Source organism: Ruminococcus hominis, from assembly GCF_014287355.1.
GTDB lineage: Bacteria > Bacillota > Clostridia > Lachnospirales > Lachnospiraceae > Schaedlerella > Schaedlerella hominis.
The window spans coordinates 1,360,477-1,373,746 of sequence record NZ_JACOPE010000001.1 but is presented as its reverse complement, the minus strand read 5'-3'; the positions used below and the strand labels follow the sequence as shown (position 1 = coordinate 1,373,746).

Below are 13,270 nucleotides of genomic sequence, written 5' to 3'. Positions count from 1 at the left end.
TTTATGTAACTAATGCCTACTATAACACTTTTCAATCTACAATGCAAGAGGGTTTGCATTTTATTTTAATATTTTATTTTAATATTCCTATCAGAATCACTGCGCATCCTCACGTAGCGTTTATCCTCGATACTTTGTACCAACTCCATCTCTTTTTGCGAGTTTCAAACGATTTAATGTCACTTCTTTTTCATTATACTGAATCTTTGTCTCTATACCATCTTCATATAAATAAACATGTTCCATCTCATCATTTTTCTGCAAACGGATACCTCTCACTCCTACAGCTCCTTTTTTCTTTTTCGGAACATCTGCAGCAGAAAATTTTAAGAAATATCCATTCTTCGTCTGCAGCACCACACACTGATTGTCTGTTACAACCTGTACACTTAGTAATTCATCATCTTCTTGAAGCTTTGTTGCTGCAATTGTACGTTTTGCAACCTGGAATTCACTTCCATCCACCTGCTTGAGCATCCCTTGCTTTGTCGCAAACAGTAATTTTACAAATCTCATCTGCTCTGCATCACATACCATGATAATTTGTTCTTCGGCACTCGAATAATTTGTCAGATTATCAATCGGGGTTCCCTTATCTCTGAATTTCCCATACGGAAGATCAAGCACTTTCACCTGATGCATTCGCCCTGCGTCTGTAAAGAAACAAATCTTCCCTGTATTCATACAATGCACAACATACTTGCTTTCTTTATCCGCAGCTTCTTTGTTACGCTCATAAACACTGACATCAACCGTCTTAGAATATCCAAATCGGTCCATCAAAAATACAACTTCTTGCTCCTCGATTTTCTTTTCTTCAAATACAGCTTCCTCAGCATTCTCTACAACTGTGCGGCGTTTCCTTCCATATTCCTTTTTAAAGTTATCCAATTCGCCTATGATAACTTCTGACATTGAATCATAATTATTCAAAATATCTTCATATCTTTTAATATTCGCCACTGTTATCTCATGTTCTTTTTGAAGTGCTTCAATTTCGAGTCCTATTAATTTATACAGACGCATTTCAAGAATTGCTGTCGCCTGACGTTCTGTAAATCTAAGCATTGCTGCCATCTTTTTAGAAATATTTGATTTAAATTTGATATTATCTGTCACCCCATTTACCAGACAGGCTTTTGCATCTTTCACAGACTTACTGCCTCTCAATATTTCAATAATAAGATCGATCACATCACAAGCTTTGATCAATCCTTCCTGAACTTCTCGTTTTTCCTGTTCTTTTGCAAGTAATGTCTTATATTTTCGCGTTGTTACCTCAAACTGAAAATCGACATGATATTCAATGATCTTTTTAAGTCCCAGTGTCTCTGGTCGCCCGTCTGCTACAGCCAGCATATTTACTCCAAATGTATCTTCCAGACGTGTTTTCTTGTATAGCATATTTTTCAGATTCTCTACATCCGCACCACGCTTCAATTCCAGTACAATTCGAATTCCCTCTTTTGAAGACTGGTTTGAAATATCTACAATATCTGTTGTTTTTTTCGTTTCTACCAGATTCGCCACATCATTTAAAAATTTAGAAATTCCAGAACCAATCATTGTATATGGAATCTCAGTGATAACAAGCTGTTTCTTTCCACCTTTTAAATCTTCGACTTCTACCTTCCCACGAATCTTAATTTTTCCTTGTCCGGATTCATAAATTGAAAGTAAATCATCTTTATTTACAACTATTCCTCCTGTTGGAAAATCAGGTCCCTTCACATACTTCATCAATTGCTTTGTAGTAATCGCATCATTTTTCATATATGCTTTTACCGCATCTACTACTTCTGCAAGATTATGTGTAGGAATGCTTGTTGCCATACCGACCGCAATTCCTTCCGCACCATTGATCAACAAATTAGGCACACGTGCCGGAAGTACCAACGGCTCTTTCTCTGTCTCATCAAAGTTCGGCCCAAAATCAATAACATTTTTATCCAAATCTGATAAATATGCTTCCTGCGTAAATTTAGTAAGTCTTGCTTCTGTATAACGCATTGCAGCAGCACCATCACCCTCAATGGAACCAAAGTTACCATGCCCATCTACCAGTACCATTCCTTTTTTGAAATCCTGTGCCATTACAACAAGCGCATCATAGATTGAACTATCTCCATGCGGATGATATTTACCCATTGTATCTCCGACGATACGGGCACATTTTCTATAAGGTTTGTCATAGCGGATTCCCAACTCATGCATATCATACAATGTTCTTCGCTGTACCGGCTTAAGACCATCTCTTACATCTGGCAATGCACGTGCAATAATTACACTCATGGCATAATCGATATAAGATTTTTTCATCAAATCAGAATATTCTGTTCTGATAATCTGTGATTCATTATTGCTCATAATTTTCTCCTTCCAGGCATCTTAGATATCCAGTTCGGCTTCCGTTGCATTTTCATAAATAAATGCCCTGCGTGGTGGCACTTCTGTCCCCATCAACATCTCTGTAACACTGGATGCCATACGTGCATCTTCAATTTCTACTAATTTCAAAAGTCTTGTTTCCGGATCCAATGTTGTCTCCCAAAGCTGCTGGGCATCCATCTCTCCAAGACCTTTATATCGCTGCAATGTAAATCCACCCTCATGAGTTTTCCGATAACGTTCAAGGGCTGCATCATCATATAAATACTCTTCCTCCCCCTTCTTCGGCATTGCCTTATAAAGTGGCGGCATCGCAATATACACATGTCCTTCATAAATCAATTCTGGCATAAAGCGATAAAACAGTGTTAATAATAATGTAGAAATATGCGCTCCATCTACATCGGCATCGGCCATAATAATAATCTTGTCGTATCGCAATTTAGTAATATCAAAATCATTGCCGTATCCTTCTGAAAATCCACATCCAAATGCATTGATCATTGTTTTTATCTCTGCATTAGCCAGCACTTTATCAATGCTTGCCTTTTCGACATTTAATATCTTACCGCGGATTGGCAGGATTGCCTGATAATTTCTGTTTCTGGCAGTCTTTGCTGAACCACCTGCCGAATCTCCCTCAACAATAAATATTTCACATTTCTTCGGATCACGACTCTCGCAATTCGCCAGTTTTCCATTACTGTCAAATGAATACTTCTGTTTTGTCAAAAGATTTGTCTTTGCTTTTTCTTCTGTCTTACGAATCTTCGCTGCCTTTTCTGCACTGGACAACACTGTCTTTAATGTTTCCAGGTTACGGTCGAAATACAGAACAATCTCATCTCCAGTCACTTTGCCAGTTGCTTTTGCTGCATCTGGATTATCAAGTTTCGTCTTTGTCTGTCCCTCGAAACGCGGGTCCGGATGCTTGATCGATACAATTGCAGTCATACCATTACGAATATCTGCTCCTGTAAAGTTCGCATCCTTTTCTTTCAATATTCCAAGTTCACGTGCGTACTGATTCATCACTGTTGTAAAAGTTGTTTTAAATCCAGTCAGATGTGTACCACCTTCCGAATTATAAATATTATTACAAAATCCAAGTACATTTTCATGGAACTCATTTACGTATTGAATAACAGCCTCCACTTCAATTCCATCCGCTTCTCCTTTGAAATAAATCGGATCATGAAGTACTTCTTTCTTTTTATTCAAATCACGGATAAAACCTATAATTCCATCTGGTTCGTGATATTCAACGTGTTCTTCGCTTCCCGGACGTTTATCATCAAAGACAATTGTAAGATTCGGGTTCAGATAGGCTGTCTCATGCATACGACTCTTTACTTCTTCTGCACGAAATTTCGTCTTTTCAAAGATTGTATCATCCGGCAAAAAATTCACCTTAGTTCCGGTTTTTCTTGTCTTTCCGACAACCGGAAGTAATCCACTCTCCAATTCAATTGTAGGAATACCTCTCTCATATGCATCATGGTGGATTGCCCCTTCTCTACTAATCCACACATCCATATGTGTCGACAATGCATTCACGACTGAAGATCCAACCCCATGAAGACCTCCGCTTGTTTTATACGCCGAATCGTCAAACTTTCCTCCTGCATGCAATGTTGTGTATACAAGTCTCGCTGCTGAGACTCCCTTTTGATGCATCCCCACCGGTACGCCTCGTCCATTGTCTTCAACCGTAGCGGAACCATCCTTCTCCAATGTCACACGAATCTCAGAACAGTATCCGGCAAGATGTTCATCCACTGCATTGTCTACAATTTCATAAATCAAATGGTTCAATCCTTTTGTAGATACACTTCCTATATACATACCCGGTCTTTTACGAACCGCCTCCAGCCCTTCCAATACCGCAATACTATCTGCATCATATGTATTTTTATTCGCCATATCCTCTCTCCTTCTCTTGCTTCCTGTATCTTTCCAGAAATTTGATCTTATTCCATCAGACACAGACTGCCTCATGGCATACTTCTTTATATTATCACGAATCTCAATTACTTTTCAATATCTTTTTCTCCATTTTACAAACATATGTTCTTTTTCTATTTTTATCCTGTCAGTACATTCTGCAGGGTCACAGCAAGTACCTCCATCGCATTTTTCATTTCTTCTACTGTATTGGTTTGAGCCCCTGCCTCAATCAGTAAAGATTTTGGAAGTAAATGTAAATTATAGCGATACCCTCTCAAATAAATATGTCTCGCAAATCCTGGATACATCCGTTCACAGGCAAGCTGCATTTGAAGCGAAAACGCCAAATTATCCTGTATGTAAGGATTATATAAATATTCAATATCACCATTTGTCCTGGTTCGGCTAAGTCCATTAAAAAACATAATTTTCGCCGTCTGCTTCCCTCCAATATCTGTCACAAGATGTGTCTCTTCTGCCACTCCATCCCTATGTAGATCTATTGCTACTTCAACGGAAGGATTCGCCTCCAGTATTGGTCTGACAGAGGCCTCTGCATTTTCATAGGCATTACTTCTATCTAGTTTTCCATTGATAATATCATAAACCCCTGTGTCATGGATTGTCTCTATCCCTTTCGCATTTAAAAGCTGTGTCAGATACTCTCCAATTCCTACAATACTGGTGCCTGGATCTCCTGGTATAGAGTCTGCAAATGTTTCTTGCGAATGCGTATGAAAAATCAAAATTTTCGGTCCTTGACTGCTCTGATCTATTTTCATATTCTCACTAAGCAATGTGTCCGCATTCAATTGCTCCGGTCCAATCATTGTTGAACTGTCTACAATATAGAAATTACTCAGTAGATAATCAAAATCTCTTAATCTTTCTATCGACAAATCAAGAACCGGTTGACTCTGTGCAGGCACAACTTCTTCCTCTTGAATTTCATTTGTTACCAGGCTTCCTTTTTCATCAACATGATTTTCGTCATTCGCCTGGCACTCCAGAATCTTCGCAATTGTATCTTCATCCTCCATCACCTGCTTATATTCTCCTTGTTCGGTAACATACCCAATGAACGGAAACCACCCCATCGTACTCTTAAGCACCCATTGTTTTGCAGCATTTTTTCCTGACAGTTCACTTGCAAATACAATGGATGGCAAAAACATAGTCCCAAGATGTTGTATCAACATTTCATCGAATTGATATTTTATCATCGCTACTCCCGGTTTCATACCTCCGCAAGCATATGAAAATACCAACGTCAACACAACAATACCTGCCGCCTTTGTCCCCCACCTTGGTATCTTCATATTTTCCACGACCTTTCCTTTCTATATTAAACAGCATCTAAATGACAGACATTTATACTTAGACATATTCACACAATATTTCCGTTATATTTATATATGAAATAACTTTTTTAATTATTCGTTTTCATTTCTGTAAAAAGCATATTTAACGATTCAGATAAAGTATAGCTGATTTGTTTTACAAGCTCATCTTCATTTTTTGGTGTGACAAACATTCCATTTAAATGTGGTGATATCAACTCTTTAATCAGCTCATATTTTTCACTATTATTATAGCTTCGCAATACATTTCCGACTCCTTTTAACACCTCCGATGTTTCCAGCGCACTAATTAGGTTTTCCATAGTATCATTAACAATCGTCGCTGCATCTACAACTGTCGGAACTCCAATTCCGATTACCGGAATACCCAGTGTCTCTTTTGTAAGACCACTCCTATGATTTCCTACTCCTGAACCCGGATGAATTCCCGTATCTGCAATCTGAATCGTTCGATTTAATCGTTTTGAATTTCGTGCAGCCAATGCATCAATCGCAATAACCATATCTGGTTTTGTCTCTGACACAATGCCTTTTATAATCTCAAGCGTTTCCATCCCCGTCTGTCCCATCACCCCCGGCACAATCGCGCTGACAATTCCATTTTCTTCCATTTCCATTGCATATTTCCCATACTCTTTCATAATATGCCTCGTCACTCTTAAATTATCTACAACATACGGGCCAAGTGCATCCGGCGTCACCTGACGATTGCCTAGTCCTACAACTAAAACGGAGCAAATTTCTTTCTCCTGCAAATGTATTATCTCCCCAATTTTTCTTGCAAGCTTTTCGGAAATTTCTCTGTGATAATCTTCATCTGACATTGCCATATTAGGTGCTTCAATCGTCAAATATACTCCTACTGGTTTTCCCATGCTTTTAGCTCCGTTTTCCGTTTCGATTTTTACCTTTGTAATCTGAATCTCCAGTTCGTCTTCATACTCTTCCTCTAAAATCACTCCCGGAATTTCAACCTGATCTGATTCAAAGCGTTCTTTTTCTTCCAACGCAAGATCGGTTCTCACATTATATTTTTCTAACATCGTCAATTTTTCCTCTTTTCCTTTTTTCTACTTGTATTTTTTACATTATTTTTCAAATTATGTATTGACAAGTTCTTCCTATTAGCATAAAATAAACGAGTATGTTCCATTAGAACGTCCGTGTCCGAGTCTAATGTGGACAAGTAAAGTGGTGATTTATCATCCGCTTGAGATATTATTACATTTGAAAATTTATTATTATTTGGAGGTGCTCAGATTGGCTAACATTAAATCTGCTAAAAAAAGAATTTTAGTTAACGAAACTAAAGCTGCTAGAAACAAAGCAATCAAATCTAAAGTTAAAACTGCTATTAAGAAAGTAGACGCTGCAGTTGCACAGAAAGACGTTGAGGCTGCTAAGACAGCTCTCAAAGCTGCTATCGTTGAAATCACAAAAGCTGGAAGCAAAGGTGTATACCACAAAAATACAGTTTCAAGAAAGATTGCTCGTCTTTCAAAATCTGTAAACAGCATTGCTTAATTAATATATAGACGATTTTAAAACATCCGCTACCGTCATGGCGGATGTTTTTTATTGCGCTTGTGACGGTCGCTTGCAACACCTACATTGTACACCACAGTGTGCATCCTTAGCGGAGCGATTTTTATATATTAGGAAAGCACTTTCCTAATATATAAAAAAGCACTGCCCTACAACTATTATTGTTGTAGAACAATGCCTTTTATCTAATCTTATCTTTTCCTGATTTTCTAATTAGTTATTGATCAGTTTATCCTCATCACTCCAGCTATAGAGTTTTCTAATCTCAGCTCCAACCTTCTCTGATGGATGTTCTGCTGCCAGTTTTCTCATGGCTTTGAAATGAGCCTGTCCGCCTGCTTCTGACATATCTAACAGGAAGTCTTTTGCAAATGTACCATCCTGAATATCTGTAAGGATCTTTTTCATTGCTTTCTTTGTATCTTCTGTAATGATCTTTGGTCCTGTAATATAATCACCATACTCAGCTGTATTTGAAATAGAATATCTCATTCCTTCAAATCCTGACTGATAAATCAAATCAACGATCAGTTTCATCTCGTGAATACACTCAAAGTAAGCATTTCTTGGATCGTATCCAGCTTCGCATAATGTTTCAAAACCTGCCTGCATTAATGCACAAACACCACCGCAAAGTACTGCCTGCTCACCAAACAAGTCTGTCTCTGTCTCTGTTCTGAATGTTGTCTCAAGAACTCCGGCTCTTGCTCCACCGATTCCTGCTGCATATGCAAGTGCAATATCAAGAGCTTTACCTGTAGCATCCTGTTCAACAGCTACCAGACAAGGAACTCCCTTACCTACCTGATACTCACTTCTTACTGTGTGTCCTGGTCCTTTAGGGGCAATCATTGTAACATCAACATTTGCCGGTGGTATAATCTGATTGAAATGGATATTAAATCCATGAGCGAACATTAACATATTTCCCTCTTCCAGATTTGGTGCGATATCTTTTTTATAAAGTGCAGCCTGTTTCTCATCATTGATCAGAATCATAATAATATCAGCTCTCTTAGCTGCTTCTGCTGCTGTATATACTTTAAATCCCTGCTCTTCAGCTTTCTTCCAAGATTTGCTTCCTTCATACAGACCGATAATAACATTGCATCCAGAATCTTTCAGGTTCAATGCATGTGCATGTCCCTGGCTACCATATCCAATAATTGCAATTGTTTTTCCCTCTAACATTGAAAGGTTACAGTCTTCCTGATAATAAATTTTTGCTGCCATTTGCCATTCCTCCTAAAATTTCATGTCGGATTATCCCGACTGATTTGTATCTAGTTAAAGGCTTTTAAACCTCTAGCTTCTAAATTAAAAATTACTGCAATCCCTACTTCGATATTCTATAAGGATTATAAATATGTAATATCTTTGCTTCCTCTTGACAATCCTGTGATTCCGGTTCTTGCAAGCTCTAAAATCTCATAACCATCCAGCAAATTTAAAAATGCTTCCAATTTTGACTGATTTCCAGTAAGCTCAATCATAAGTGAATCCTGCTCTACGTCAACAATCTTCGCACGGAAGATATCTGCAACAGAAACAACTTCACTTCTCTGTTTTGAATTTGCTCTAATCTTAACCAGCATCAATTCACGATACACAGAATCTTCATCCTGTAATTTCTTAATACTTCTCACATCTACAAGTTTACGAAGCTGCTTTTCAATCTGTTCCAAAATCAATTCATCACCCGATGTTACTACCGTAATTCTGGTAAATCTTGAATCTGCAGTTCTACCTGCTGTGATACTGTCAATACTGTAGCCTCGTCTACTGAACAATCCTGCAATCCTACTTAAAACACCCGGATTGTTATCAACGAGTAAAGAATATACTTGTCTTCTCATAGTATCTCCCACTTTCCCACAAACGCTATTTTGTTTTATTTATAAAACAGAGTGCGTTCTGTTTTTTTATAATAGCAACTATACTTGTTTTTGTCAACACTTTCTACATTATTTCTCAAAAGTTTTTTCGTACACATCCCAATAGAAAAAGTGGCTGCCAACTTTCGTTGACAACCACTCATAGTTTTTAACTACCTATTACTCTTCGTCTCTGTATCCATTCGGATTGTGTGACTGCCATCTCCATGAATCTGCACACATCTCTTCAATACCACGCTCTGCTACCCAGCCAAGCTCTTCCTTTGCTTTTGTTGCATCACAATAACATGTTGCAATATCTCCGGCTCTTCTAGGTTTAATCTCGTATGGAATTTTCTTTCCACAAGCCTTTTCATACGCTTTCACAACATCCAGAACACTATATCCAACACCTGTTCCAAGATTATAGATATGAACTCCTGTCTGTCCTTTCATCTTTTCAATTGCTTTCACATGGCCAACCGCAAGATCAACTACATGAATATAATCACGTACGCCTGTTCCATCCGGTGTATCATAATCATCACCAAATACACCAAGACATTTCAACTTACCTACTGCAACCTGCGCAATATATGGCACCAAATTGTTCGGAATACCCTTTGGATCCTCACCAATTCTTCCTGATTCATGTGCTCCGATTGGATTGAAATAACGAAGCAGCATCACATTCCATTCTGGATCTCCAACATATAAATCTGTTAAAATCTGCTCTAACATTCCTTTTGTTCTTCCATATGGATTCGTAATCTCTCCCTTTGGACAATTTTCTGTAATCGGAATCTCCGCAGGGTCTCCGTATACTGTTGCGGAAGAACTGAAAATAATATTTTTACATCCATGTTTTCTCATCACATCTGTCAAAATCAGTGTACCTGTAATATTGTTGTGGTAATACTCCCAAGGTTTCTGAACAGACTCACCAACAGCTTTTAATCCGGCGAAATTAATCACCGCTTCAATATTTTCATTTTCAAAGATAGGATCAAGATCTTCTCGATTAAGGACATCCCCCTCATAAAACTTCAAAGATTTTCCTGTAATCTCCTGTACTCTCTCTAATGCCACTTCACTTGAATTATACAAATTGTCAATAACAACAACTTCATATCCTCTATTCAGAAGTTCCACACAAGTATGGCTTCCAATATATCCTGCTCCACCTGCTACTAAAATTGCCATAATCTTTTCATCCTTTCTTTTACAATGCTGTCAAACATAAAATCTTTAATTAGGATTCATGCTTATGCTTCCCACAAATGTTGTGGATAAACACCTGTATCCTTTAACTTCTGGACCGCTGAAACAACAGCTTCTTTGTCCTCTTTATATGTAATTCCGTACCATCTGTCTTCTGAACGCAGGACTTTAACATCTGCTTTATCTTCCTCGATCAGATCACTTACTACAGATGGAAGGAAATACTCACATTTCATAGGATTTTCTTCCAATCCTTTTTCCAAAAACTCTGGGAAACGACATTCCAGTTCTTTTAACATACTTGCTGTAAATCCAAACATGTTCATAGACACAATACTATCTGCCGCAATATCTTCCCATGTCTGCCCATCATCCTCTGTAAACTGTACGCCCATATCACGCTGCTCTATGTGTGTACGTTCTGTGATTCCTGTCAGAAATGCATCCTTATCCATCTCACAGATTCCTCTGGAAACATATCCATTCTCTGTCAATGTATTAGACAAAATGTAGCCTACCATTGCATAATGATACTTCTCATCATCTTCGTTTTCAGTCAGATAATTATAAATCTCCTGGAATGCATGTACTCCATAATAATCATCTGCATTAATTACTGCAAATGGTCCATCTACTACATCTTTACAGCTTAAAATTGCATGTCCTGTACCAAATGGTTTTACGCGTCCCTCCGGAACTTCAAATCCTTCCGGCAGTGTATCCAGTTCCTGATATACATACTCGACATCCATATACTGGCTGATTCTGTCTCCAATTCCCGCTTTAAATTCCTTCTCAATTGCTTTCTTGATGATGAATACTACTTTTTCAAATCCGGCACGCTTTGCATCATAAATGGAAAAATCCATAATAATATGTCCTTCATTATCTACCGGATCAATCTGTTTTAATCCACCATATCTGCTGCCCATACCTGCTGCCATAATTACTAATACAGGTTTCTTCATTGTTATCTTCCTCCATCCTTCATCGTAATCAGTATACTTCGACTATATTTTCAAATCAATAAACGAAACGTGCATAATACGTTAAATTTATGTAATTTTGTTGCACGCTGTCTATATCTTTTGTAACAAAAATGCTATTTTTTCTGCGCTTCAATCTTTTCAGCCAAATCATTCAAATACACCCAGCGATCCATTTTTTCTTCAAGCTGTGCTTCCGCCTCCGATTTTTCTCCCATCAATTCTGAAAGTTTTGCAGAATTCGTCGCATTCTCCATAATTGCTGCATCCAGATTCCCAATTTTTTCTTCCAGTTCAGCAATCTCGTCATCTATCATATCATATTCTCGTTGTTCTTTGAAACTAAACTTTAATTTCACCGGTTGATTCTGTTTCCATTCTTTCGCGTTACTTTTCTTTTCTTCCGGCGTATTTATCGCTTTTCCGGAACCACTTCCCGGATTACTTCCGGTTTCTCCCATTCCCATTCTCTGCCTTGTTTCCAGATAATCCGTATATGCACCTTCATACTGTTTTAATTTACCATTTCCTTCAAATGCAAAAATTCGCTCAACTACATTATCCAAAAAATATCGATCATGGGATACCGTAATAATAATTCCAGAAAATGAATCCAAATAATCTTCCAAAATAGTCAACGTTGGAATATCCAAATCATTTGTCGGCTCATCGAGAATCAATACATTCGGAGATTCCATCAAAACCTTGCATAAATACAATCTTCGCTTCTCTCCACCAGACAATTTTTCAATCGGAGTATATTGCATTGCCCCATCAAACAAAAATCGCTCCAGCATCTGCGAAGCCGTAATTCGCCCTTCCTTTGTCGGTACATACTCGGCCACATCTTTAATGTAATCAATCACTCTCTGTTTGCCATCCATATCTGTGACTTCCTGCGCGAAATAACCGATTTTAATTGTATCTCCGATTTCAACTTCACCTTCATCCGGCTGAATCACTCCTGTGATAATCTTCATCAATGTAGACTTTCCACACCCATTCGGTCCGATAATTCCTAAACACTGATTCTTTAACACAATATAATCAAAATCGTCGATTACCCTCTTCTCTCCATAACTCTTACTTACATGGTGCAGCTCGATCGTCTTTTTCCCCATTCGCGTTCCAATTGAATCAAGCTCTACATTCTGATCTGTAACAGGTGCTTTCCCGGCCTTTAAAGCTTCCAATCTTTCCAATCTGGCTCTCTGCTTTGTTGAACGTGCACGACACCCTCTTTTTGCCCACTCCAATTCCATACGAAGTACACTCTGTCGTTTTCGCTCCGTTGCCAGTTCCATCTCCTCGCGTTGCGCCTTCATCTCCAAAAACTTTGAATAATTCGCCACATAAGAATAAAGCTTACCATGACTAATCTCCAAAATCTTGTTCGTTACACGATCCAGAAAATAACGATCATGTGTAACCATAATTACAACACCACGGAATCGGTTCAAATAATCCTCCAGCCATATAGCCATCTCATTATCAATATGGTTCGTAGGCTCGTCCAAAATCAGTACATCTGCCGGATTCACTAACGTTCGCGCAAGTGCAACACGTTTTTTCTGTCCTCCCGACAAATGCTCAATCAAAGCATCATGTTCTGTAATCCCCAAATTATTCAACACTGTCTTAGCTTCACTTTCCGTTGCCCAATCCTGACTCAGTTTCCCATCAGCGACATAAGACAGTACCGTTGCTCCATCTGGAAATTCCGGGTTCTGCGGAAGATATGTTACACGCAATCCATTCTGGCGGATTACCTGTCCCTCATCTGGTTCTTCCAACCCCGCAATAATTTTTAATAATGTTGTCTTTCCGGTTCCATTGATTCCAATAATTCCAATCTTATCGCCTTCGTGAATTCCATAAGAAACATCATCAAAAATCTTTTTCTCTCCATATAATTTACTAACATGTTCAATATTTAAAACATTCATTT

10 protein-coding genes are annotated in these 13,270 nt (G+C 38.3%); 1 reads left to right on the top strand and 9 read right to left on the bottom strand.

Annotation, left to right across the window (positions count from 1 at the left end):
• Nucleotides 1-120 precede the first annotated feature (120 nt).
• The 4 genes from H8S40_RS06010 to gpr form a co-directional block, all read right to left on the bottom strand.
• Entirely contained in the window at nucleotides 121-2,367 is a 2,247-nt protein-coding gene (locus H8S40_RS06010; RefSeq protein ID WP_186864844.1) for a DNA gyrase/topoisomerase IV subunit A, read from the bottom strand.
• Nucleotides 2,368-2,388: 21 nt separating this feature from the next.
• The gene (locus tag H8S40_RS06005; protein WP_117989920.1) at nucleotides 2,389-4,311 is read right to left on the bottom strand and encodes a DNA gyrase/topoisomerase IV subunit B; all 1,923 of its coding nucleotides are present in this window, start codon (nucleotides 4,309-4,311) and stop codon (nucleotides 2,389-2,391) included.
• 161 nt (nucleotides 4,312-4,472) lie between these two features.
• Nucleotides 4,473-5,654, bottom strand: coding sequence for a stage II sporulation protein P (gene spoIIP, locus H8S40_RS06000; protein WP_117989853.1), 1,182 nt, complete (start codon nucleotides 5,652-5,654; stop codon nucleotides 4,473-4,475).
• 110 nt (nucleotides 5,655-5,764) lie between these two features.
• The gene (gene gpr, locus H8S40_RS05995; protein WP_117989852.1) at nucleotides 5,765-6,739 is read right to left on the bottom strand and encodes a GPR endopeptidase; all 975 of its coding nucleotides are present in this window, start codon (nucleotides 6,737-6,739) and stop codon (nucleotides 5,765-5,767) included.
• A 217-nt stretch (nucleotides 6,740-6,956) separates the two neighbouring features.
• On the opposite strand from gpr, the gene rpsT reads away from it, so the two are divergent.
• Nucleotides 6,957-7,220 carry a 30S ribosomal protein S20 gene (gene rpsT / locus H8S40_RS05990; protein ID WP_117989851.1) on the top strand — a complete coding sequence of 88 codons (264 nt, stop codon included), beginning with the start codon at nucleotides 6,957-6,959 and terminating at the stop codon, nucleotides 7,218-7,220.
• 234 nt (nucleotides 7,221-7,454) lie between these two features.
• Here rpsT and ilvC read toward each other — a convergent pair whose 3' ends face one another.
• From ilvC to H8S40_RS05965, 5 genes are all read right to left on the bottom strand, one after another.
• Nucleotides 7,455-8,474: a ketol-acid reductoisomerase gene (gene ilvC, locus H8S40_RS05985; RefSeq protein ID WP_022076103.1), complete on the bottom strand. Its 1,020-nt coding sequence runs from the start codon at nucleotides 8,472-8,474 to the stop codon at nucleotides 7,455-7,457.
• Between the two features lie 125 nt (nucleotides 8,475-8,599).
• Nucleotides 8,600-9,097, bottom strand: a complete 498-nt coding sequence (gene ilvN / locus H8S40_RS05980; RefSeq protein ID WP_118723770.1) for an acetolactate synthase small subunit — start codon at nucleotides 9,095-9,097, stop codon at nucleotides 8,600-8,602.
• 198 nt (nucleotides 9,098-9,295) lie between these two features.
• On the bottom strand, nucleotides 9,296-10,318 hold the full coding sequence (gene galE, locus H8S40_RS05975) for a UDP-glucose 4-epimerase GalE (RefSeq protein ID WP_022076101.1): 1,023 nt from the start codon (nucleotides 10,316-10,318) through the stop codon (nucleotides 9,296-9,298).
• A gap of 62 nt (nucleotides 10,319-10,380) precedes the next feature.
• The gene (locus tag H8S40_RS05970; RefSeq protein WP_118723771.1) at nucleotides 10,381-11,304 is read right to left on the bottom strand and encodes a nucleotidyltransferase family protein; all 924 of its coding nucleotides are present in this window, start codon (nucleotides 11,302-11,304) and stop codon (nucleotides 10,381-10,383) included.
• A gap of 134 nt (nucleotides 11,305-11,438) precedes the next feature.
• Nucleotides 11,439-13,268, bottom strand: a complete 1,830-nt coding sequence (locus tag H8S40_RS05965; RefSeq protein WP_186864843.1) for an ATP-binding cassette domain-containing protein — start codon at nucleotides 13,266-13,268, stop codon at nucleotides 11,439-11,441.
• Nucleotides 13,269-13,270 lie beyond the last annotated feature (2 nt).